A 23,265-nucleotide genomic window follows, 5' to 3' on the forward strand; every position below is an offset into this window, starting at 1 on the left:
CCCTCGCTCTCGCTCGTTCAGGCGCGCAGTTTGAACCGCGAGATCGCGCCGCGGAGGCCATTCGACACTTCGTTGAGTTCATCGATGGCAAGCGTCGATTGCTGCAGCGATTCGACGGTCTGCTGTGCCGCTTCGGAAAGCTGTGACAGCGCCTCGCTGATCTGTCCGGCGCCCGTCGCCTGGGCCTGCATGCCCTCGTTGGCGATCTCGAATTGGGGCACCAGACCCTGCACCTGCTGGATGATCTCGGTCAGTTGCCCGCCGACCTGCTGCACCTCGAGCATGCCGCGCCGCACCTCCTCGGAGAACTTGTCCATGCCCATTACGCCGGCGGACACGGCCGACTGGATGTCCTTGACCATCTGCTCGATGTCATAGGTCGAGACGGCGGTCTGGTCGGCGAGGCGACGGATTTCGGTCGCGACCACAGCGAAGCCGCGGCCATATTGCCCCGCCTTCTCGGCCTCGATGGCGGCATTCAGCGAAAGCAGATTGGTCTGGTCGGCAACCTTTGTGATCGTGGTGACGACCTGATTGATGTTGCCGGCCTTCTCGCTGAGCACTGCGAGCTTCGCGTTGATCGCGCTGGCGGCTTCCATTACATGCCGCATGGTGGCTTCCATGCGTGCAAGACCGGCCTGGCCGCCACCGGCGAGTGTTGCCGTGTGATCCGCGATCGCGGAGACTTCGTCCATCGTGCGCACCAGTTCATTAGAGGTTGCCGAGATCTCTTTTGACGTCGCGCCGATTTCAGTCGTCGTGGCGGCAATCTCGCTCGCGGTTGCCTGCTGTTCCTTCGATGTCGCGGCCACCTCGGTGATCGAGGTGTTGACCTGGATGCTCGAGCGCTGGACCTGGCCGATCAGGGTGGTGAGGTCGTCGGCCATGCTGTTGAAACCGTCGGCGAGAGTCGTGAATTCGTCCCGGTGATCGAGTTGAAGCCGCCGGCTGAAATCGCCCTGACGCATCGTTTCAACGAGCCCAAGCAGCTTGCCCAGCGGGATCGTGACGGCGCGAAACAGCACAATCCCGGCCAGCAGGGCCAGGATAACCGCAATGACGAAGCCGATCGCGAGGGCGAGCTCGGCTGAGCGCACGATCGAGACGATCTTTTGCGTCGAGATCGATGTCTCGGCCTGATTGTTGGCCGCCATCGTTTCGATGGAGACGAGGATCTTCTGCAGCCGCGGTTCGAGGTCACCGCGTAGCGTCGCAAGAAGCGCTGGCGCGGAAGCGCCCGACTTCGCAGCGCTCAGCATCGTGTCCTCGGCCGTCAGATAGTCATCGCCGAGCGCACGGAGCGTCTGGTCGCTTTCGCGATCCTGATCGGTATCGATCCTCTGGCGGAAATCGGAGATGAGGGCGTTCAATCTCTGGCGATTTTCGAGGATCGCCGCGATGGTGCCGGCTCTTGCCGCCGGGGTCTCGTCGAGCGCGAGCTGGCGCAAGAGCGCGACCCCCTCGCTCCAGGCGGCGCGCATCTTGAGCCCTGCCACAAGCGAGGGAACCGAGTTGGTCTCGACGATCGTCGCTTCGCGCTCCGTCTGCCGGAACCAGTAATAGGCAGTGCCAGCGATCGCTGTCAGGACCACGAGGACCGCCAGGAAGCTGACGAGGATCCGGTGGCGTATCGACAGGTTCATCATTGGCTGTGTCCGTCATCAGGGCGCGGGCGAAAGGGTGTTCGTCGATCAGGCGCCATTTTCGGGCTGACCATGGCACCGATTGGTTTCAGCTCCGTTGCGTCAGGCGATGTGATGTTATGCATCGGCGGTGACGCAAGTCAGAGGTGGACGACGCCTGCCAGTGGCCTCGTTCAGACGAGAATTCATCAAGCCAGCAGCGGAGGAAAGCGCCATGGCGAAGAACACGATCTGTCTCTGGTATGACGGCGAGGCCGAAGCCGCCGCGAATTTCTATGCGAGCGTCTTTCCCGACAGTTCCGTCGATGCCGTCCATCGCGCGCCGGGCGATTTCCCGGGCGGCAAGGAAGGCGCCGTCCTGACCGTCCAGTTCACGGTGGCCGGCATTCCATGCCTCGGTCTCAATGGTGGCCCGATGTTCAAGCACAGCGAGGCCTTTTCGTTTCAGATCGCGACCGATGATCAGGAAGAGACCGACCGCTACTGGAATGCCATCGTCGGCAATGGTGGCCAGGAGAGCGCCTGTGGCTGGTGCCGCGACAATGGGGTCTTTCCTGGCAGATCACGCCGCGCGCATTGATGGATGCGCTCGCCGCCGGCGGCGACGAAGCGAAGCGCGCGTTCGAGGCCATGATGTCCATGACAAAGATCGATATCGCCGCGATCGAGGCGGCCCGCCGCGGGTGAGGCAACATCGAGGCCGGGGCGAGGATCATCGTCGCCGGCCTCCCTCGACTTCGCAGCTTGCCGCCCCATCTTCATTCTTCGGGGCAAAGACGGGCTGTGAAATCCATGAATCAAACTGCCGCGCCGTTCATCGACGAGATGGCAACTCTCTCGCCCGCTCTCAGGACCGCGCGCGACGAAGCCGTGCGCTATTGGTCGCCGAAGGAAGTTCCGTCCGCCGTCCTGCTGCTGGCACTTGGCCACAGGCTGGCCGACGATTTTGATGCGGCCGGCATCGGCACCAGCGAGCCTGTGTTCGACGGGATCGAGCGCGCGCTGGCGGAAGGCGACGCGGCCACCCAGTCTGCGGCCTCCGCCATGATCGAGGCTGTCGTCGCCCGTGCCGTCGACTTGGAGATCTGGCCAGAGATGCGCACGGTGTTTCGCGAAAAATCGGCGGCCCACGCCCTCACTTGCATGACGCTCGACCGTTAGCGCGCGAAGAGCCACTCCCCGGTCGCCCAGCCTCCTTTCCTTATCTTTTCCTGATGCGGCTGCTCTGCCTCCGCAATCGATAACTGACGTCGATCCGCCCATTTTCGTCCCTGCGAAATCATCAAGGGACGCATCATGGCGGACGTCATCTATCTCGTTATCGGCATCGGCTCGCTTCTGGCGCTCGGCGCCTATGGCCGGCTGCTCGCCCGGCTGATGTGAGGCTTTCATGATCGAGCCCCTCATCGGCCTCGGCGTCGCATTGCTGGTGGCCGCTTATCTGGTCATCGCGCTGCTTCATCCAGAGAAATTCTAGGCCAACGGAGCGTTTCATGTCCTTCGTCGGATGGCTGCAGATCGCAGCCCTTTGTCTTGCCGTTCTCGCGGTGATCAAGCCGCTCGGCCTCTATATGGCGCGCGTCTTTTCGGGCGAGCGCACAATTCTGTCGCCCGTGCTCATGCCGGCCGAAAAGGCGCTTTACCGGCTTGCCGGGGTCGATGACCAGCGCGAGCAGGGATGGCTCGCTTATGCGCTCGCGATGCTGGCCTTTTCCATCGCCAGCTTCGTCGTGCTCTACGCCATCCTGCGGCTTCAGGCGGTTCTGCCCCTCAACCCGCAAGGCTTCGGTGATGTGGCGCCGGATCTTGCCTTCAACACGGCCGTCAGCTTCCTCACCAACACCAACTGGCAGAACTATGCCGGCGAAACGACCATGAGCCAGTTCAGCCAGATGGCAGGGCTGACCGTGCAGAACTTCCTGTCGGCCGCCACCGGCATCGCTATCGCGATGGCTGTGACACGCGCCTTCATGCGCTCCAGGGCAAAGACGCTCGGCAATTTCTGGGTCGATCTCACCCGGGCGACGCTCTATGTGCTGCTTCCGCTTTCGATCGTGGTCGCGCTCGTCTTCGTGGCGATGGGCCTGCCTCAGACGCTTACGTCCTCGGTAACGGCGACGACCCTCGAAGGGGGAAGTCAGGTGATCGCGCTCGGTCCCGTCGCCAGCCAGGAGGCGATCAAGCAGATCGGCACCAATGGCGGCGGCTTCTTCAACGTCAATGCCGCTCATCCCTTCGAAAATCCGAGCGCGCTGTCGAACCTCCTGAACATCTTCGCGATGCTCTCCGTCTCCGCCGCGCTCGTCTACAGCTTCGGCCAGATGGTCGGCGAGCGCCGGCAGGGTTGGGCCTTTGTGGCTACCATCGCGATCCTGCTCATTGCAGGGGTCGGCGTCATCTACTGGGCCGAGGCGCATGGCAACCCGATCCTGACCGCGCTTGGGATCGACCCATCGGCCGGCAACATGGAAGGCAAGGAGGTCCGCTTCGGCCAATCGGCGAGCGCGCTCTATGCCGCTGTCACGACGGGACTGTCCGACGGCGGCGTCAACGCCATGCATGGTTCGCTGACCGGACTTGGCGGCCTCGTGCCGATGTTCCTGATCCAGCTTGGCGAGGTCCTGCCGGGCGGCGTCGGATCAGGACTCTACGGGCTGATCGTCTTCGCCATTCTCGCCGTCTTCGTTGCCGGCCTGATGGTCGGCCGCACGCCGGAATTTCTCGGCAAGAAGATCGATGGCCGCGAGATGAAGTTCGCCATGCTGGCCGTGCTGATCCTTCCGGTGGCGATCCTCGGTTTCACTGCCGTCTCGGCGATGCTGCCTGCAGCCGTCGCCAGCATCGGCACGCCGGGGCCGCACGGACTTTCCGAGATCCTCTACGCCTATAGCTCGGCGGCGGGAAACAACGGCTCCGCCTTTGGCGGGCTCTCCGGCAACACACCCTGGTACAATACGACGCTCGCCATCGCCATGCTGCTAGGACGCTTCGCCTATGTGATCCCGGTCCTCGCGATCGCCGGCTCCATCGCCGCCAAGGTCCGGGCGCCGGCCTCGAGCGGCACATTTCCGACCCATGGCCCGCTTTTCGTCGGTCTGCTGATCGGCGTGATCCTCATCCTCGGTGGCCTGCAATTCTTTCCGGCCCTGGCGCTCGGACCGATCGTCGAGCACTTCGCCATGCTCGCCGGCCAGTCTTTCTGAAGGGAAACATCATGTCTTCTACTCATCACTCGGTCCCGGCGACGAACCGGGCGCCTGGAGTGCTCGATCCGGCAATCCTTTTTCCAGCCGTCCGATCAGCCTTCGCGAAGCTCGATCCGCGCCAGTTGATGCGCAATCCGGTGATCTTCGTGACCGAGATCGTCGCGGCGCTGGTGACGCTCTTCTTCATCCGCGATCTCCTGGTTCATGACGGAGCCGGCTTCTCCGGCCAGATCGCCGCGTGGCTCTGGTTCACCGTGCTCTTCGCCACATTCGCGGAGGCTGTCGCCGAGGGACGTGGCCGGGCGCAGGCGGATAGCCTGAAGCGCAGCCGCTCCGACCTCCACGCCATGAGGCTTACCGGCCATGGCGATGCCACGGAACGGGTTGCGGCTACCGATCTCAAGGTCGGCGATCTCGTGCTGGTCGATGCGGGAGAGCTGATCCCCGGCGACGGCGAGGTCATCAGCGGCATCGCCTCGGTCAATGAAAGCGCCATCACCGGCGAATCCGCGCCCGTCATCCGCGAGGCGGGCGGTGATCGCTCCGCCGTGACGGGTGGCACGGAAGTTCTGTCGGACCGTCTGAAGATCCGTATCACGACCGCGCCCGGCTCGAGCTTCGTCGATCGCATGATTGCCCTGATCGAAGGGGCGAAACGCCAGAAGACCCCGAACGAGATCGCGCTGTCGATCCTGCTGGCCGGCCTCACCTTGATCTTCCTGATCGCCGTGGTGACGCTCTGGAGCCTTGCTCTCTATTCCGGCACGGTCCTTTCGGTGACGGTGCTCGCCGCGCTGCTGGTCACGCTGATTCCGACGACGATCGGCGGCCTGCTCTCGGCGATCGGCATCGCCGGCATGGACCGTCTGGTGCGGTTCAACGTGATCGCCACGTCCGGACGGGCCGTGGAGGCAGCCGGCGACGTCGATACGCTCCTGCTCGACAAGACCGGGACGATCACCTTCGGCAACCGGATGGCGACCGATTTCCTGCCGGCTCCGGAGGTGAGCGAAGGCGATCTGGCCGAAGCGGCGCTGCTTGCGAGCCTCGCGGACGAAACGCCTGAAGGCCGCTCGATCGTTGCGCTGGCGCGGGGCGACTATGGCATTCCCGCTCCCGACGTGACGCCGGACGCGATCATTCCCTTCGCGGCGGAAACGCGGTTGTCCGGCGTCGACATCGGCGAACGGCGGATCAGAAAGGGCGCGGTCGATTCCGTTCTGCGGTTTGCCGGTATCGGCCCGAACAACGTCCCGGCCGCGTTCCAAGTTGACGTCGATCGTGTGGCTCGGACCGGCGGAACGCCGCTCGCGGTCTGCGAGGGATCGCGCCTGCTTGGCGTCATCCATTTGAAGGATGTCGTCAAACCCGGCATCAAGGAGCGCTTTCAGCAGATGCGGGCCATGGGCATCCGCACCGTCATGGTCACCGGCGACAATCCCGTCACTGCCGCGGCGATCGCGTCGGAAGCCGGCGTCGACGATTTTCTCGCCGAGGCGAAGCCGGAGGACAAGCTCGCTTACATCCGCAAGGAGCAGGAGGGCGGCCGGCTGATCGCCATGTGCGGCGACGGCACCAATGACGCGCCTGCTCTGGCACAGGCCGATGTCGGCGTCGCCATGCAGACCGGCACGCAGGCGGCGCGGGAAGCGGCCAATATGGTGGACCTCGATTCCAGCCCCACCAAGCTCATCGAGATCGTCGAGATCGGCAAACAGTTGCTGATGACCCGTGGGTCGCTGACCACGTTCTCGATCGCCAACGATGTCGCGAAGTATTTCGCGATCATCCCGGCGCTGTTCGTTGCGACCTATCCTGCGCTGGCAGCGCTCAACATCATGGACCTCGGATCGCCCCGCTCGGCAATCCTCTCTGCCGTCATCTTCAATGCCCTGATCATCGTGGCGCTCATTCCGCTCGCGCTGAAGGGTGTTTCCTATCGCCCGGTCGGCGCGGCGGCGCTGCTCCGCCGCAACCTTCTCGTCTATGGACTCGGCGGCCTCGTCCTGCCTTTCGCGGGCATCAAGCTCGTCGATCTTGCCGTCAACGCACTCCATCTGGTGTAGTCATGCTCGCTCAAATCCGGCCCGCGCTCGTTTTGATGGCGCTGTTCACCCTTCTTGTTGGCCTTGCCTATCCGCTTGCGATCACCGGCGTCGCTGGCCTCGCCTTTCCAGGCGCGGCTAGCGGCAGCCTCATCGAGCGCGACGGAAAGGTCGTCGGCTCGGCGCTGATCGGGCAGTCCTTCGCCTCGGATCGCTACTTCTGGCCGCGGCCATCCGCGACCGGACCCGACCCTTACAACGCTGATGCCTCGTCCGGCTCCAATCTCGGCCCGACCTCCGCCAAGTTGCGCGATGGCGTCGCTGCCAACATCGCGAAACTCCGTGCTTCCGGCGTGACTGGGTCGGTTCCGGCCGACGCCGCGATGGCGTCCGGCTCGGGTCTCGATCCGGATATCTCGCCCGAATTTGCCCATGCACAGTCGGCGCGCATAGCGGCGGCGCGCGGATTGAGCGAGAAGGATGTGTCGGATCTCATCACGAATGCTCAGGAGGGGCGGCTCATGGGTTTCATCGGCGAACCGCGCGTCAATGTGCTGAAGCTCAATCTGGCGCTCGACAAACTGCAGGGCTGATCCGCCGACATGTCGGACCGCACGAGGAATGACGAAAGGCTCGATCCGGACCTGCTGCTGGCCTCGGCCGGCGGCGAGGGGCGGGGACGGCTGACCGTCTTCCTTGGCGCGGCGCCGGGCGTCGGCAAAACCTATGCGATGCTGTCGCGGGCTGCTCGGCTTCGGGGCAGCGGCGTCGATGTCGCGGTCGGTTTCGTCGAAACGCATGGTCGTACCGAGACCGCGGACCTCCTCCGCGGTCTCGAGGTGCTGCCGCGCCGTCCGGCTGCCGCGAGCCATGGCATCGAGGCGTTTGACCTCGACGCGGCGCTGGCGCGTCATCCCCGCGTCATGATCGTCGACGAACTCGCCGCCAGCAATCCCGCCGGCTCGCGCCATCCGAAGCGCTATCAGGATATCGAGGAACTCCTCGGCGCCGGCATCGATGTCTGGACGACGCTCAACATCCAGCATCTGGAAAGCCTTGCCGACGTTGTCGCCGACATCACCGGGGTGCGCATTCGCGAGCGCGTGCCCGACGTGGTGCTCAGCAAGTCTGACGAGGTCGTGCTGGTCGATCTGCCACCGGCCGAACTCATCGAGCGGCTGAAGGACGGCAAGGTCTATCTGCCCGACAATGCCAGGCGGGCGAGCGAACGGTTCTTCCGCCTCGGAAATCTGACGGCGCTGCGGGAATTGGCCTTGCGGCGCACTGCTGATCTCGTCGACGACGATGTCGTCGAATATGTGAAGCAGCATGCCATCAAGGGCGCCTGGGCAAGCTCCGAGCGGCTGATCGTCTGCATCGGGCCGGATGCGCTCTCCGAGCGCGTTGTCCGTACGGCGAGCCGTCTGGCCTCGGGCCTGAACGCCCCCTTCATCGTGGTGTCGCTGGAACGGGCGGATCACGAGGCACAGGCCGCCGATCCCGGCCGGATCGACGCGTTGTTTCGTCTTGCCGAAAGCCTTGGCGGCGAGACGCGGCGGCTGGTCTCCACCGACTTCGTCTCTGATCTGCTGAAGCTCGCGCGCAGCGAGCATGCCACGCAATTTGTGGTCGGCGCGAATGTCCGTCGCCGCTGGTGGCCATTTCGCGCGCCCTCGCTCGGCGAGGCGCTGGTCGCCCGCGCCAGCGGGCTCGCGGTCCATCTGATCACGGAAGATCGTGACGAGCCGCTGCGCCCGGCGCGCGCCCGGCGCCGCGTCGCCATCCACGCGCCTGCGGTCGCGCTCGCCGTGGCCACGGTCGCGTTCGCCACCGCGCTTGGGCTCGCGATCGGCCATCTGGTGCCGCTCTCCAATGTCTCGCTGCTGTTCCTGCTCGCCGTCGTGGTGTCGGCCAATCGCGCCGGCTATGTCGCGGCGCTCACCGCTGCCGTTCTGTCGGGCCTCGCCTATAATTTCTTCTTCATTGCGCCGCTCTACACCTTCACGATCGCCTCACCGCATGAGGTCTTCGCCTTCGCGGTGTTTCTCGCCGCAGCGATCTTCGCGGGCGGGCTTGCCTCGCGTGTCCGCGAACAGGCGGAGACGGCGCGTGCCCGCGCGATCGCGGTGCAGTCGCTCTATGACTTCGCTCGCAAACTGTCGCGGACGGCGCGGACGGAGGACGTGCTCTGGGCAGCGGTCTCGCAACTCAACGAGAGTTTCGGGCGTCCGGCGGTGCTGCTGCTGCCGTCGGGCGACGAATTACGGACGGCCGCAGCCTGGCCGCCCGACGTCGAGCTCGACATCTCCGAGACGGCGGCCGCCCGGTGGGCCTTTCAACACAACGAGGCCGCCGGCCGCCGAACGGGAACCCTCCCGGCAGGCGCCTACCAGTTCCGCCCGCTGGAGAGCCCGCACGGCATTGTCGGCGTCTGCGGCATCGGTTGGGGCGAGCAGGACCTCGACGGTCAGTCGGAGCGCATGCTGCTTGCCGTCATGGATCAGGCCGCGATCGCCATCGACCGCGCGCGCCTTGCCGAAGAGAGCATCGCGCACGCAACCCGGCTGGAAGGTGAAGCGCTCCGCACGACGCTGCTCTCCTCAATCTCGCACGATCTGCGCACGCCGCTGGCCACCATCACGGGCGCCGTCACCAGCCTTCGCGAACTCGGCGATCGCATGGGCCCGGAAAGCCGCGATGATCTGCTCTTGACGATCGAGGAGGAAGGCGCTCGGCTCAGCCGCTTCGTCGCCAACCTTCTCGACATGACGCGGATCGAGGCCGGCGCGCTCGAAGTGCGCAGGGAGTGGCTCGACATCGCCGATGTGATCCGCGCCGCGGTCGAGCGCTGCCGACGTTATTTCCCCGGTCTGGTGGTCGAGACCAGCATCGCGCCGGGGCTGCCGCTGATGCAGGGCGACGGTGTTCTCCTCGGACAGGTTCTGTTCAACCTGCTCGACAATGCGTCCAAATATGCGGCCGGCGAGCCTGTCCGCATCTATGCGCGCAAGGAAGCGGATGCGATCGTCATCTCGGTCACCGATCAGGGGAGCGGAATTGCAAAGGCTGAGCTTGAGACCGTGTTCGACAAATTCTATCGCCGCGGCCAGCCCGATGGCCGTGCGCCCGGCACCGGGCTCGGGCTTTCGATCGCGCGCGGTTTCGTCGAGGCGATGGGCGGCACGATCAAGGCCGAAAGCCCGGCTCAGCGTCGCCGCGGCACGCGCATGGTGATCCGCTTCCCCTTGCCGGATCATCACGAGACGATGGCGGTGCGGCCATGAGCGGTGACCGGATCCTGGTCGTCGATGACGAGCCGCAGATTCAGCGCTTCCTGAAGCCGGCGCTCACGGCTGCAGGATACGAGGTGATCCAGGCCGCAACCGGCACCGAGGCCTTGAAGTTCGCAGCTACGGCCGCGCCCGACGTCGTCATCCTCGATCTCGGTCTGCCGGATATGGACGGCAAGGACGTCGTCGCGAAGCTGCGTGGCTGGAGCGAGGTGCCCATCATCATTCTGTCGGCCCGCGACCGCGAGACCGAGAAGATCGCCGCACTCGACCTCGGCGCAGACGACTATATCGAGAAGCCGTTCGGCATCGGCGAATTGACGGCCCGCGTCCGCACGGCGCTTCGCCATCGGATGCGACAGGCCGGCGAATTCGAAAGCGTTTCAGTCGATGGTGTCGAGATCGACACCCTGCGCCGGCTGGTCACGCGCGACGGCGAGACGGTGAAGCTGACGCCGAAGGAATATGACCTCCTCGTCTTGCTGGCGCGCCATGCCGGGCGCGTCGTCACGCATCGCACGCTCCTGACTGCGGTCTGGGGCCCAGCGCATGGCGAGGATCTGCATTATCTGCGCGTCTTCGTTGGTCAGCTCCGTCAGAAGATCGAGCGCGACCCTGCCCATCCGGCCATCATCCGCACCGAGCCGGGTGTCGGCTATCGGTTCGTAGACGCATAGCGGCGATGGAGCGGCGTATCGTGCCGTTGTTGCGATCGACGGTCAGCGGACTGCCGCGCTTCACCCGGTTGATACGGAGTGCCCCGCGAGAAGCGAAGCATGCGCGGCGAGCCTGCGAGATGCGAACTCGGTGAAGAGCCGCACGCGCTCCGTCTTGCGTGTCTCTCCCTGCGTCAGAAGCCAGAGCGTTGCGTGTGCGTTCAGATCGACGCCTGGCACCCTCGCCAGAAGGGGATCTGCATCCCCGACGAAACACGGCAATCTTGTCATGCCGATGCCTTGCCGTGCTGCGGCGATCTGCGCCTCGGCGTCCGGCGTCCTGAACGGAACCCCTGCGGCGCGGACCTCACCCTCGTTGGCCCAGTCCGGAACGCCCTGCACGCCGATGACGATCGGCCGGATCGGATCCCGCTCGCCCTCTTGCCACTCGGCTAGTCGGTCGCGGGACATATAGACGCCTGAGAACATCTCCGGGCCTTTCAGCCCGTGAAGATTGAGGGGCAGGTTTCTGCGATCGGCGACGATGCGGATCGCGACGTCCGCCTCACGGTTGGTCAGGTTCACGACATCGCCGGTCGACACGATCTCGATCTCGATCTCCGGATGGATACGCGCAAAATCGGCGAGGTCAGGCATGAGCAGGTGTGTCGCAAGGAACGGCGGCAGCGTCACGCGCAGGAGCCCGCGCACGCTCTTGTCGCGACCGAAGACGCGCGTTTCCAACTGATGCGAAAAGGTCTCCATCTGGCTCGCGAGTTCGATGACTTCCTCACCAGCCGCCGTCACGCGATAGCCCGAAGGCAGCTTCTCGAACATGCGCGCCCCGAGGCGTTTCTCGAGCTGTGCGATGCGCCGCAACACGGTCGAGTGATTGACGCCGAGGTGCCCCGCGGCAGCCCGCACTGAGCCTCCGCGCGCGACGGCAAGAAAATAGCGAACATCATCCCAGTCGATCATGGTGCAATCCAGCACCGCGCGGTGCCCCTTCGATCTTGCCTCTCTAGCACGCCGAACGACAGATCGTGCTGTGAAGGATGAGAATTTCGGCGGTCGCGTCGTAGTGCGGGATCACGACCGCTTGTCCTCAAGCCAGACGCCAGGTTTCCGGTCGGATCGATTTCGCACCACCGATATGCACGGTTCCGCACTGCGCGGCTGACGCTGGCGGTCCCATTTCCAGCGTCTCGGGACCTCCCCGGGCAGTCCAGACAGAGCCTTGAAGGAAGCAGAAATGGGAAAGCTAGAAGGCAAGGTGGCGGTCGTCACCGGCGGCGCAACGGGCATCGGCCTCGCCGCGGCGAAGCGCTTCATCGAGGAGGGGGCCTTCGTCTTCATCGTCGGTCGTCGTCAGGAAGCGCTCGACAACGCGCTGGCCGATCTCGGAGCCAACGCCCGCGCGGTGAAGGGCTCGGTCTCGGATCTCACCGACCTCGACCGGCTCTATGCGGCGGTGAAGGACGAGTACGGAACGCTCGACATCGTTTTCGCCAATGCGGGGGCGGGTAGCCAGCTCCGGCTCGGCGAGATCACCGCCGAGCACATCGACGAAACCTTCGACACCAATGTGAAGGGCACGATCTTCACCGTCCAGAAGGCGCTGCCGCTGATGCGCGAGGGCGGGTCGATCATCCTGACGGGATCGAGCGCCGGCACCACGGGCGCTCCGGGGATGACGGCCTACAGCGCAAGCAAGGCGGCCGTGCGCAACCTCGCCAAAACTTGGGCGGAGGACCTGAAGGGCACTGGCATCCGGGTCAACGTCCTGTCGCCGGGGGCGACGGCGACCGAACTCGCCAAGGAAGCGCTGGGCGAGGCGGGGCAAAAGGTGTTCGCCTCGATGACACCGCTCCAGCGCATGGCCGATCCGGCCGAGATCGGCGCAGTCGCTGCCTTTCTCGCCTCATCGGACAGCAGCTTCATGACCGCCAGCGAGGTCGCCGTCGACGGCGGTCTGGCGCAGCTCTGATCCGCCCGATTCCCCCTCGGCCCATACAATGAAGGATGGAAAATCATGAAAAAACTTGAAGGCAAGGTCGCGGTTATCACCGGCGGCAGCAGCGGTATCGGGTTGGCCACGGCCAAGCGCTTCGTCGAAGATGGCGCGCATGTCGTGATCACCGGACGCCGAGAGAAAGAGCTGAAAGAGGCCGCGGCTCTCATCGACAGCAACGTGACGACCGTCGTCGGCGACGTATCGCGACTGGATGATCTCGATCGGCTCTATGCGGTCGTGAAAGAGAAGCATGGTCACATCGACATTCTCTTCGCGAATGCAGGCGCTGGGACCATCGCGCCGCTCGCGGTGGCGACGGAGGCCCATTTCGACCAGACCTTCGACGTCAACGTGAAGGGCCTGTTCTTCACGGTGCAAAAGGCCCTTCCGCTCCTCAGAGACGGCGGCTCTGTTATCCTGACCTCTTCGGTCTCGAACGTGTTGGGACTGCCAGGATTCAGCGCTTACGCCGCGAGCAAGGCGGCTGTTCGCAATTTCGCCCGCGCTTGGACGCTGGAGCTGAAAGATCGCAACATCCGCGTGAATGCGATGAGCCCCGGGCCAATCGAGACCCCGGCCCTGGAGACGACGACCGGTCTTACCCCTGAGCAAGCCAGGCAGGCCGCCGCCCAATTCGCCTCACAAATTCCGATGGGTCGCAGGGGCAAGCCGGACGAAGTCGCGGCTGCGGTCATGTTCCTCGCCTCCGATGAGAGCTCCTACATCACGGGCCTTGATCTCGCCGTCGATGGCGGCATGGCCCAGGTCTGACACGGCGCCACAGAAGATCGGAAATCATCATGAGCACCGCAATCATCGGCTTCGGCAGCATCGGTCACGCTCTTGCCAAAGCGTTCGCCCGCAAGGGAATCGAAGTTTCCGTCGCGACGACGCGCGATCCGGAAAGCTTTGCATCCGAAGCGGCCGCGATCGGCCCCACGATCAGAGCGACAACGCTGGAGGAAGCCATCAAGGCTGACGTCATTTTCCTGGCCGTCCGCTTCGAGCAGCACGAAGATGTCGGAAAGGCGCTGCCCTCGTGGCAGGGTAAGACCATCGTCGATGTGACGAATGTCTATGGCGTGCCGCCAGAGCAACTGGTCGACCTCCCATCCTCCGCCTTTGTTGCGAAGTCGTTCAGAGGTGCCAGGCTCGTCAAGGGCTTCAATCACCTGATCGCGGCGACCCTCGCAACCGATCCGGTTGTCGAGAGCGGACACCGGGTCGTCTTCCTGTCGAGTGACGATGAGGACGCGATCGAGCCCGTGGCGGCCTTGGCCAAACAGCTCGGATTCGCACCCGTCAACCTGGGAAAGCTCAGCGAGGGCGGCGCGCTGGTACACGCGCGCGGCCGCACATGGGGCCGGCTCATTTTCCAGGATCTATTCAAGAAGGAGCCCTGATCACCTGAGGGTGCCTTGAACGGGATGCCACGAAGGCCTCGACATCTCGTCGGCAGCGACGAGACGTCGAGACTTGGCGAGAGCGGCCTTAGCGGACTGCGGTTGTCAGGCGCTCGGCGGCCCGGCGGGCTTCTGTTTCGCGGAGCGGCAGAACGCTGGTCAAGCGCTCCCGGCAGGCCGCCACAATCGCGGCGGGAGCGACGTCCGGGCGCCCCGCGTTGAACGGCGGCTCGGGGGCATATTCGAGGCCGAGCTGAATGGTCTGTGCGATCTCCGCACCACCGATCTCGGCCAGCACCGCCAGCGCAAAATCGATGCCTGCGGTGACACCGCCGCCCGTAATGACATTGCCGTCGCGCACCACGCGCCCATCATCGGCGATCGCACCGAACAGCGGCAGCAGATGCCGCCACGCCCAATGGCACGCTGCGCGCCGGCCGGTCAGCAGGCCAGCCGCACGGAGGATGAGCGAGCCGGTACAGACGGAGGTGACATAGCGCGCACCGAGGCCCAATCGGCGGATCTCGCCAACAAACGCCGCATCGAGCGCCACCTTCGTCGCCGTGGCGCCGCCCGCAACGCAGATCAGATCGCAGGTTGCAATATCGGCAAGCCACCTCACCGAGCGGAACAACTGCAACAGCTGTTTCCGGCGGTGCGGGTCGAAGCGGACCGCATCCATATCCGCGATGGCGCGATCTGGACCTCGGCGGGGATCAGCGCCGGGATTGATCTGACATTGGCATTGATCGCGGAAGATCTTGGCGAAGCAATCGCTCGGCGCGTCGCGCAGGAGATGGTCGTCTACTATCGCCGTCCCGGCGGGCAGTCACAGTTTTCTGCTCTCGCCGACCTTGGCAGCGATGCCACGGTCTTCTCTCCGCTGATCGCCTATATCCGCTCCAATCTGTCGGAGCGTCTGGCAGTCGAGCAGCTTGCCGAGCGGATGGCGATGAGCCCGCGTAACTTTTCCCGCGCCTTCACGCGTATTGTCGGCGTCAGCCCGGCCAAGGCGGTGGAGCGGCTGAGACTGGAAGTCGCGCGAGAACGTGTCGAAAATTCGCGCGAGCCGATCGAGATGATTGCCTCGTCGACGGGTTTTCATGATCCCGAACGCATGCGCCGGGCATTCGTCCGCCATTTCGGCCAGCCGCCGCAGTCGCTCCGCCGCGCCAGCGTCTGATTGAACTCAGCCGCCTATCGCGGCCGTCGGGGCCACAGCCAGATTGCGCTAGAGAGACCGTCCGCCGATCGTCTCGGAGGGATAGAAGCGATCGGCCAATGGCAGGCAGGCAGCGCCGAGCGCAACGGCCTTCCGGTCGCGCGATCCCTCGCGGACCGACAGATCCATGGCTTCGACGGTGCCCAATTGGGCGAGCGACGCGCGCAGCGTGACGCAGATCCGCTGCAACACATCGATCGGGATAGATCCGTCGACGATCACCGTGCGGCAGGGCACCACTGCCACGGCGGCGCTGACGGCATAGGCAATGCCGCGGGCGAGCTGTTCAATGGCTTCGGGTTCCGCCGAGCCGGACGCCACAAGCGGCGCCAGGCTCCAGAGAGGCGTCATGGCGCCATCCGCGCCAGGAACGAGGATCTTGCAGAGATTGGGACCCATGTCGTCGCGGGCGAAACGAATGCGTCCATCCTGCACGAGCCCGCCACTGACCGATTCATCAATGAAGACATACAGGAAATTCTGCGCCCCGCTGCTCAGGCCATAGATCAGTTCGGCGCTGCAGGCGGCCAGCGCTTCGCTCGAAACATATGTCGCGACGTCCAGTGTCTGGCCGACCCCGTCCAGTGCCTCTTCAACCTGTAGCCAGGGTGTTCGGGCGCGATCGCGCCCCAGGCTGCCATTGGCGATGGAAAGGCCGACCCCCTGAAAACGGGCGCGCTGGTCCGGGTCATGCGCGGGCCGCATCTTCGTCACCGCGTCCCGAACAAATCGCACGATGCGATCGACGTCGGGCTCGGCGATCGCCCCCGACCGTTCGGAGATGACATGGCCGGTGAAATCGACGAGTGCCGCGCGCATGTCTCCTCGGCCCACATGCACGCCGAGAAACATCGCGCCGTCGGGGTTCAAGCTCAGGGGCACGGAGGGTTGTCCGACCTTGCCACGGACCGGCTTGCCGGCGAGCAGTAGGCCGGCGTCGACAAGGCTGTGGGAAATGACCGATGCCGTCTGGGCCGTGAGCCCCGAGAGTTCGGCTATCTGGGCTCGCGAGAGCTGGCCATGGGCGCGGATCAACGAAAGCACGAGACGTTCATTCGCAGCGCGCAGGGCAACATGGTTCGAGCCGGGGCCGGCCTGCTGCACCACAGTCGAAGTTCGGAGAACCGTGGTTCCTGGGATATGGCCGGTCATAGACGCGTCTCCACAGTCATCGCCGCGCGACTTAATTAAATCATACTGACTTATTGATTGACCGCGTTTCCGGGTCAAGCGTAGTCATATCGAGACACAACTGGATAAGGTACCGGAAATGGATACTCGCTGGATTGCATCCTGGACCGCGGCTCCCATGAACGTCTGGGGACCGGATGCTCCGCCGTCCGGATTCTACGGCCAGACGATCCGCGAGATCGCGCGTACCAGCGTCGCGGGCAGCGGTGTCGTCGTTCGATTCACCAACGAACATGGAACGACCCCTATCCACATCGAGGCGGCGGAGATCGCGCGCGCTGGCGAGGCCGGCCGCCTCGAGCCGCTTTCGACGCGGCCTTTGACGTTCGGGGGAAGCGGAAGCGCGATCATCCATCCGGGAGCACCCTTGTTGAGCGATCCCGTCGACATGATCGTGGGACCGCTTGCCCGACTCTCGGTGAGTTATTTCAGTTCAGGCTTCATTCCCGTCGAGACCCACCATCTCGAAGCGCAGCAGACGGCCTATATTTCCACCCCGGGCAATTTCGTGGCAGCGGGGGAAATGATCGTTCAGCGGACGACGACGAGCCACTATCTGCTTTCCGCGATCTACACGCGTGCACCGCGGACTGCTCGGGCCGTCGTCTGCTTCGGGGATTCGATCACCGACGGGTATGGATCCTCGATCGATGCCGATCGCCGCTGGCCGGATGTTCTGGCGGAGAGGCTGCTCGCTGCAAGGGGTTTCGGCAGCGTCGCGGTGCTAAACCAGGGCATCGGTGGCAACCGCCTGATTCACAGCCGACGCGGCGCGCGGGCGCTCGAACGCTTCGACCGAGACGTTCTGAGCATCGATGGCGTGTCGCACCTGATCATGCTCGAGGGAATCAACGACATCGTCTGGCCGAATACGGCGTTGGCGGGGCCACAGGAGGTGGTCAGCGCCAGCGACATCATCGGCGCTCTTCAGCAGATCATCGCGCGTGCCAGGCTGGCGGGCATCAGGGTGATGCTCGGCACGATCTTGCCATTCGAGGGCGCGCTGCCGGAGTTTCCGCGCGGCGGATATTATACGGGCGAGAAAGAGCGCCTTCGGCAAGCCGTCAACCGCTTCATTCGAGAGGATAGCCGGGCCGATGCCGTCGTCGACTTCGACGCCGTCATGCGCGACCCGGCCCATCCGGTGCGCCTCCTCGGCGAGTATGATTCTGGCGACCACATCCATCCGAACGACGCCGGCTACAGGGCGATGGCGGGCGCCGTCGACCTCACCTTTTTAGGTTGACAATTAAATCAGACTGAATTAGTTATTGAGTAGTGATACGGTACTGAGGGATGGCTGTAGCGCTGAAGGAAATCCGTCGACTTGTGCACGAGGGCAGCTCCGGAGGTCCTCGCCGCGTCGGCACCATCCTCTCGCTCAGCCATTAGCAATTGTAGCGCTTGGAGGGCGATGCAAGCAGGGGACGGGTCGAGCGAAAGCTGCCCATGTCGCTAGGCGATAACTCCGGGACAGCCTTGCTGCCGTCTCGGCAGGGCCACTGCCCCAAAGGATGGGCGGCCGAAAGCGCGATCGTTTAGCCAGGCATATGCAACAATTGAGGTCTCGCTCGGCGCTGCCTGGCAGCCGGCGAAGGCGAGGAGAGGGAGGAAGACAATGTCGAACCTGCACAACCGGCGGAGTTTGGTCCGCCTATCGTTGGCGACTGCTACGGCCATGGTCCTGATAGGTACGTCGCTGACCGCCGCCCAGGCGGCGCCAATCAAATCCATCTTGTTCGTCAATCCGCTGCCGAAATATCCGGCCTGGCGGCTCATCGGCGACTGCGTGGCCAAGGAGGCCCAGGCCAACAACATTGCCGCAACAGAGTCTGGCCCCACCGACGGCACGCTCAACACCACCATGATGATGCAGCAAGTGCAGCAGGGTATCGCCAACGAGGTCGGCGCGATCGTGACATTCCCGGCGACGGACGGCTTCATGCCGTTGCTGCAGCAGGCGCGGGACGCCGGCATCATGGTCGGCACGCTCTACGGCGCCGCCGGGACGGCTACAGGCTCGCAGGTGAATGTCGGGGCCAATTTCGCGAAGATGGGCGAAGTCATGGTCCAGGCCATTGCCGAGCGCGAAGGCCAGCAGAATGTCGGCTTGATGATTCAGGGCCCGACCGGCGCGGGCAAGGCCTATGCCGAGGGCTTCGAGGCGGCTGCCGCCAAGACGTCGAACGTGAAGGTCATCGCCACGGTCAATACGGGTGACGACGCCAACAAGGCGCTCGACCAGGCCAATGCGCTGCTGATCGCCCATCCCGAGATCAACGTCATCGCCTCGCATATGGGCACCGCCACACAGGGGGCGGCGGCTGCCATCAAGGCGAAGGATCTCGTCGGAAAGGTGGTGATGGTCGCCAATGGCGCGGCTGGCGGCGGCGTCGAAGGGCTCGACGACGGCACCGTCTACAAGCTGTTGATGCAGGACATGTGCGGCGCCGGCACCCAGATCGTCGCATCGCTGGTGAAGATCAACAACGGCGAAACGCTGCCCCAGCAAGTCGATGTCGGCATCCAGATGTTCGGCAAGGACGGCATCAAGGACTACATCGCCAAGGGCTGGCAATGAGCGCGCGCTCCGAAAAGGCAGATGGCGTCCCGGAGCAATCTGGGGCGCCAGCCCTCGCGCTGCGGCGCATCGGCAAGGCCTTCGGTCAAGTGAAGGCCTTGGCCCGTGTCGACCTCGCGGCCTATCCCGGCGAGATCCATTTCATCGTGGGTGACAATGGTGCCGGCAAGTCGACGACGCTGAAGATCCTGTCCGGCATCTATCAGGCCGACGAAGGTGAGGTGCTGATCCACCAGCAACCCGTGCATATGCGCGACGCTTCCGAGGCGCACAGGCATGGCATCGCCGTGGTGCATCAGGACCTGGCTCTGGTCGAATGCCTCGACGTAGCTACCAATATGGCGCTCGGAGCGATCCCGCGTCGCGGCCGCTTCATGCTGGACCGCGCGCGAATGGAACGGGACGCCGCCGAGGTACTGGCGAATCTCAAGATCCGCGTCGGCTCCGTAAGGACGCAGATCGGACTGCTCTCAGGCGGCGAAAGGCAGATCGTGGCCATCGCGCGGGCGGTTCGCATGAACCTGCCGATCATTCTGCTGGATGAGCCGACGGCAGCGCTCGGCGTCAGGGAGACAGCGCATGTCGGTGACATTCTCGACGAGCTGCGCAGACAGGGCAAGACGGTGATCTGCATCAGCCATGACCTCGAATTCGTCTTCGCCCATGCCGACCGCATCACGGTCATGCGCCTCGGCAATTCGGTCGCAACTCTGATGCGCAGGAACACGACCCGCGATGAAGTGGTCGGCATGATCACCGGGACTATCGAAGCACTCGATCCAGAACGCGCAGGTGCAGCATGAGCATCAAGACGGAAAACGGCGCCTCTCGCCAAGCTCCTCGCCGGCTCAATGCAGAAGCCTTCCTGCGGCCTGAGACCACCCTTATTGCCGTGATCCTCGCCATTGGCATTGCCACGGCCTTCAGGAACCCGAATTTCCTGAACGTCGGTAACCTGACGGACATTGCCCGTGCTGCCGTCATCTACTTCGTGATGGCATGCGGCGCTTCGCTGCTGATGATCGGCGGCGGGCTCGACTTTTCGGTCGGTTCTGTCTTCACGCTCGGCGGCATCACCGCGGCGTGGCTCATGGCTCATGCGGGCTTGTCGTGGCCATTCGCGATTGCTGTCGGCCTGCTGGTCGGGACGCTTGCGGGCTACGCGAACAGCCAGGTGATTGCGCGGCTGCATGTACCGCCGATCATCGCCACGCTGGGCACTTTCTTCATCTTCACCGGTCTGTGCGTCCAGATCACGGGCGGACAGGACATCGTGCCGCTCCCCAAGGATTTTCAGCGGCTCGGCCAGGGCTCCGTGCTCGGTGTGCCCTTCGTCGTCATCTATGCTGTGGTCATCGGGTTCATCGCCTGGTTCGTGCTTGAGCACACTCCGTTCGGCGTCGAGGTGCGTGCCGTGGGCGGCAATCGCAAAGCGGCTGTCGCGAATGGCCTCAAGGTGAAGCGCATCGAGACGGTGCTCTACATGCTGGGCGGGTTCACGGCGTCATTGGCCGGGATCATCTATGCGGCACGTGTCGGGAGCGGCCAGGTTTCGGCCGGAGGCTCCGGCGTCACGCTCTCCGTAGTCACCGCGGTGCTCATTGGCGGAATCAGCCTGCTCGGCGGACTCGGCAGCATCACCGGCGTCGCCGTCGGAGCGATCCTGCTTTCGACGATCGACAACGCGTTGATCGTGGCGGCGGTACCGCCGCAGTACAACACCATTGTCGTCGGCGTCATCCTGATCGCCGCTGTTGCAATCGATCACGTCCGTCGGGAGCGGCTATATCGAGTTCGACGGTGAATTGGCTCCGCGATGGCTTTTCCCGGGCTCTTCAGTCCAGTCCATCGGCCTGATGCGGCGGGCGGCCCGTATGACGACCGGAGCGCCCGCCTCGAAACATAACCAGCTTCGTCAAGGAGCGGATTGAGAACGCTCGCTGACACGACGATGCTGGATCGGGCGCGGTACCGCGGGGCTTACTGCTCTGGCGTAAGGATGATGCGGCCGGCGAGGTCGCGGCTTTCCATACGCTCATGCGCCTTGACGGCTTCTTTGAAAGGGAGAACGTCGATTTCCATGTCTCCCAATCCTGATGCGGCGGCTTTCACCGCAGCCTCTAGAGCAAGGCGAACGGCCTGTGGGTGAGTTGGAAGATAGGCACCCGCGTTAAAACCGGAGACAGTGGTGCTCCCCAGCCACAAGTCGTTGGACTTAATTTGATGATCCCAATCGCCGCTGGCATTCCCCGCGACGATGAGGCGGCTGCCCGGCTTCATCACCGTAAAGCTATTGCTGCGCAGAACGCCGCCGACCGGGTCGATGACGACGTCAAACCTCTCGTCGCCGAGCGCGCTCGATAAATCCGCGGAATCGACGATCCGGTCGTAGGGCAACCTTGTTTTCCTTGCGGCCTCCATTTTACTCGCGCGTACGGTCCCGACCACGCGAGATGCGCCGAGCTGCTTGGCTATGCCAGGAAACGCAGCGGCGAAGCCGCCGAGTGCCCCATGCACCAGCACGGTTTCGCCTGCGCTCAAGTGAGCGACCTGAGTGAGGGCGACATGTGCCATCGCGGCATTGGGGATAAACGCGACGGCTAGTATGGGATCAATGTTGTCGCGTTCGATCGAGATGACTGCACTGGCAGGCGCTATGTAGATGGAGGCATAACCTCCGGTGCCGGCCCCGGCCGACATCGACACGACCTTCTCGCCGATGGTGAGGCCCGTCACACCCGCGCCGAGGGCGCGCACCTTACCAGCGACCTCGAGACCAGGGACGAAAGGGGGCTGGGCCATGCCTGGGACGTCTTTAAACAGCCCTCGGCGGAAAAGGACATCAATCAAGCCCACTGTGGCATGGGTGACGTCGATCGCAATCTGACCAGGTCCGGGCGTAGGGTCTGGAAGATCAACAACGGCAAGAACGCTCGGATCTCCGAACTGAGTGGCTTGGATCGCTTTCATCAGTCTATCCTTTTACATGGCTCCTCTTGCGGAGCAGTTTCGAGACGAAACCTTTTCGGCCTTGAACTGTGGATGGGCTCAGTCGAAGATCGCTGCATTTGTGAACGGGATCATCCTTGCCGCGTCGTGTTCCTGTCCAAAGCCGGACGTCTGAACCCGCCGGGTGTCCGTTGGCGAACTGCTCGGGGATAGTCTTCCGGTCGTTCTCCACGTCTGCGCCCTGAAGGTCTGATTGAACTCCAAGACGCTTCGACGGTGCTCGCGCAACAGCGAAAGAAATCGGCGCTACCTATGACTGTCCAAACAGTCATTCAATTTCTGAAATTTAGTTGAGCGCCTTCCACATCGCTTCAAACCCTAGCGTACAAATCCGTTCAGCCTGCTCAGGCTGTCTGATCATAAAGTCGGTTGTCGTAGAGACGCTGGACTCCACCAAAGCGCCAACGAAGTAAGGAGGCGCATCACGCAACGCGCCATTCATGCTTGCTCGGCGCACCAGTTCCAAAGAAGCATGAGCCGACTGGAAGGCTTGTTTCCGACTTAGTTCGGAGATCTGATCCGAAACGCCAAGTTGCGCCAAAGCACGCCGCTTTGCGGGATTTGCTGCCCCCCAACGCGTCCAGGTCAACCAAAGATGCTGGAATTGGTCACGGACATCGTCGTTCGAGCTTGGCTGCAAATTCACTGCATCGACCAGTTCGGTTTTCAGCTCCAGGTACAGGGCATTCAGAAGGGCACCCTTCGTTTCAAAATATGTGAAGACGGAACCGTGAGGAACACCAGCCCTCTTCGCGATTTCCGCCGTCGCCGCCCCCAAGCCTTGCTGAGCGACAAGTTCCGTCGCTGCGGATAGGATTGCGTTCCGTCGGTCCTCACTCAGGGGTCTCGCCATCTGCCCTATCCTTTTCACACCAAAATAATGACTGTTTGCTCGCTCATCGTCAAGGTGATCTAGACAGCAGTTTGGATGCCGTTTTCCGTGTTGTTGGATTTGGTACGCTGCCCCTGTGAGCGAAGCCCCAGTAAGCCCTCCCGGACTATGGC

The 23,265-nt window shown here is 63.8% G+C and carries 20 protein-coding genes and 2 pseudogenes; 16 read left to right on the plus strand and 6 right to left on the minus strand.

From position 1 onward, the window contains the following. Positions 1–17: 17 nt before the first annotated feature. Positions 18–1,646 carry a methyl-accepting chemotaxis protein gene (locus LB518_RS03085; protein ID WP_224572872.1) on the minus strand — a complete coding sequence of 543 codons (1,629 nt, stop codon included), beginning with the start codon at positions 1,644–1,646 and terminating at the stop codon, positions 18–20. A gap of 211 nt (positions 1,647–1,857) precedes the next feature. Here LB518_RS03085 and LB518_RS03090 point away from each other — a divergent pair. The 8 genes and pseudogenes from LB518_RS03090 (at position 1,858) to LB518_RS03125 (ending at position 10,861) form a co-directional block, all read left to right on the plus strand. Then, positions 1,858–2,330 (plus strand): annotated as a pseudogene (locus LB518_RS03090) (VOC family protein). 105 nt (positions 2,331–2,435) lie between these two features. Then, complete coding sequence (locus LB518_RS03095; protein ID WP_224572874.1) at positions 2,436–2,804, plus strand: hypothetical protein; 369 nt, start codon at positions 2,436–2,438, stop codon at positions 2,802–2,804. A 229-nt stretch (positions 2,805–3,033) separates the two neighbouring features. Then, positions 3,034–3,120 (plus strand): potassium-transporting ATPase subunit F, encoded by an 87-nt coding sequence (locus LB518_RS03100; RefSeq protein WP_224574278.1) that lies wholly within the window; start codon positions 3,034–3,036, stop codon positions 3,118–3,120. Between the two features lie 16 nt (positions 3,121–3,136). After that, a complete protein-coding gene (kdpA, locus tag LB518_RS03105; RefSeq protein WP_224572876.1) occupies positions 3,137–4,846 on the plus strand; it encodes a potassium-transporting ATPase subunit KdpA in 1,710 nt (569 codons plus the stop codon). 11 nt (positions 4,847–4,857) lie between these two features. Continuing rightward, the gene (kdpB, locus tag LB518_RS03110; protein WP_224572878.1) at positions 4,858–6,915 is read left to right on the plus strand and encodes a potassium-transporting ATPase subunit KdpB; all 2,058 of its coding nucleotides are present in this window, start codon (positions 4,858–4,860) and stop codon (positions 6,913–6,915) included. A 2-nt stretch (positions 6,916–6,917) separates the two neighbouring features. Further along, positions 6,918–7,487, plus strand: coding sequence for a potassium-transporting ATPase subunit KdpC (gene kdpC, locus LB518_RS03115; RefSeq protein WP_224572880.1), 570 nt, complete (start codon positions 6,918–6,920; stop codon positions 7,485–7,487). Between the two features lie 9 nt (positions 7,488–7,496). Further along, positions 7,497–10,178 (plus strand): DUF4118 domain-containing protein, encoded by a 2,682-nt coding sequence (locus tag LB518_RS03120; RefSeq protein ID WP_224572882.1) that lies wholly within the window; start codon positions 7,497–7,499, stop codon positions 10,176–10,178. Beyond that, a complete protein-coding gene (locus tag LB518_RS03125) occupies positions 10,175–10,861 on the plus strand; it encodes a response regulator (RefSeq protein ID WP_224572884.1) in 687 nt (228 codons plus the stop codon). Before LB518_RS03120 ends, LB518_RS03125 begins: the two co-directional genes overlap by 4 nt. Before the next feature lie 60 nt (positions 10,862–10,921). On the opposite strand, the gene LB518_RS03130 is transcribed toward LB518_RS03125, so the two are convergent. Continuing rightward, positions 10,922–11,818, minus strand: coding sequence for a LysR family transcriptional regulator (locus tag LB518_RS03130; RefSeq protein WP_224572885.1), 897 nt, complete (start codon positions 11,816–11,818; stop codon positions 10,922–10,924). A 274-nt stretch (positions 11,819–12,092) separates the two neighbouring features. On the opposite strand from LB518_RS03130, the gene LB518_RS03135 reads away from it, so the two are divergent. Genes LB518_RS03135 through LB518_RS03145 form a run of 3 tightly spaced genes read left to right on the plus strand, consistent with a single transcriptional unit; the run spans position 12,093 to position 14,257 of the window. Next, complete coding sequence (locus LB518_RS03135; RefSeq protein ID WP_224572887.1) at positions 12,093–12,827, plus strand: SDR family NAD(P)-dependent oxidoreductase; 735 nt, start codon at positions 12,093–12,095, stop codon at positions 12,825–12,827. A 45-nt stretch (positions 12,828–12,872) separates the two neighbouring features. Further along, positions 12,873–13,625, plus strand: coding sequence for an SDR family NAD(P)-dependent oxidoreductase (locus tag LB518_RS03140; RefSeq protein WP_224572889.1), 753 nt, complete (start codon positions 12,873–12,875; stop codon positions 13,623–13,625). A gap of 29 nt (positions 13,626–13,654) precedes the next feature. After that, positions 13,655–14,257 carry an NADPH-dependent F420 reductase gene (locus tag LB518_RS03145; RefSeq protein WP_224572891.1) on the plus strand — a complete coding sequence of 201 codons (603 nt, stop codon included), beginning with the start codon at positions 13,655–13,657 and terminating at the stop codon, positions 14,255–14,257. 88 nt (positions 14,258–14,345) lie between these two features. Here the strand turns inward: LB518_RS03145 and LB518_RS03150 are convergent, their stop codons facing one another. After that, positions 14,346–14,939, minus strand: coding sequence for a DJ-1/PfpI family protein (locus LB518_RS03150; protein WP_224572893.1), 594 nt, complete (start codon positions 14,937–14,939; stop codon positions 14,346–14,348). Between LB518_RS03150 and LB518_RS03155 the strand changes: the two are divergent. Next, positions 14,907–15,440 (plus strand): annotated as a pseudogene (locus tag LB518_RS03155) (GlxA family transcriptional regulator); the annotation flags it as partial. The gene LB518_RS03150 and the pseudogene LB518_RS03155 sit on opposite strands and share 33 nt — an antisense overlap. 48 nt (positions 15,441–15,488) lie before the next feature. On the opposite strand, the gene LB518_RS03160 reads toward LB518_RS03155, so the two are convergent. Beyond that, positions 15,489–16,709: an ROK family transcriptional regulator gene (locus tag LB518_RS03160; RefSeq protein ID WP_224572895.1), complete on the minus strand. Its 1,221-nt coding sequence runs from the start codon at positions 16,707–16,709 to the stop codon at positions 15,489–15,491. Positions 16,710–16,788: 79 nt separating this feature from the next. On the opposite strand from LB518_RS03160, the gene LB518_RS03165 reads away from it, so the two are divergent. From LB518_RS03165 to LB518_RS03180, 4 genes are all read left to right on the plus strand, one after another. Then, positions 16,789–17,916 carry an SGNH/GDSL hydrolase family protein gene (locus LB518_RS03165; protein WP_224572897.1) on the plus strand — a complete coding sequence of 376 codons (1,128 nt, stop codon included), beginning with the start codon at positions 16,789–16,791 and terminating at the stop codon, positions 17,914–17,916. 432 nt (positions 17,917–18,348) lie between these two features. Continuing rightward, complete coding sequence (locus LB518_RS03170) at positions 18,349–19,251, plus strand: sugar ABC transporter substrate-binding protein (protein WP_224572898.1); 903 nt, start codon at positions 18,349–18,351, stop codon at positions 19,249–19,251. Then, positions 19,248–20,054 carry an ATP-binding cassette domain-containing protein gene (locus tag LB518_RS03175; protein WP_224572909.1) on the plus strand — a complete coding sequence of 269 codons (807 nt, stop codon included), beginning with the start codon at positions 19,248–19,250 and terminating at the stop codon, positions 20,052–20,054. Before LB518_RS03170 ends, LB518_RS03175 begins: the two co-directional genes overlap by 4 nt. Continuing rightward, on the plus strand, positions 20,051–21,055 hold the full coding sequence (locus tag LB518_RS03180; protein WP_224572912.1) for an ABC transporter permease: 1,005 nt from the start codon (positions 20,051–20,053) through the stop codon (positions 21,053–21,055). The genes LB518_RS03175 and LB518_RS03180 overlap by 4 nt, the downstream gene beginning before the upstream one ends. Before the next feature lie 176 nt (positions 21,056–21,231). Here the strand turns inward: LB518_RS03180 and LB518_RS03185 are convergent, their stop codons facing one another. Then, complete coding sequence (locus LB518_RS03185) at positions 21,232–22,221, minus strand: quinone oxidoreductase family protein (protein WP_224572914.1); 990 nt, start codon at positions 22,219–22,221, stop codon at positions 21,232–21,234. 325 nt (positions 22,222–22,546) lie between these two features. Next, positions 22,547–23,113 carry a TetR/AcrR family transcriptional regulator gene (locus LB518_RS03190; protein WP_224572924.1) on the minus strand — a complete coding sequence of 189 codons (567 nt, stop codon included), beginning with the start codon at positions 23,111–23,113 and terminating at the stop codon, positions 22,547–22,549. Positions 23,114–23,265 lie beyond the last annotated feature (152 nt).

The organism is Mesorhizobium sp. BR1-1-16, from assembly GCF_020165495.1.
Lineage (GTDB): Bacteria > Pseudomonadota > Alphaproteobacteria > Rhizobiales > Kaistiaceae > Kaistia.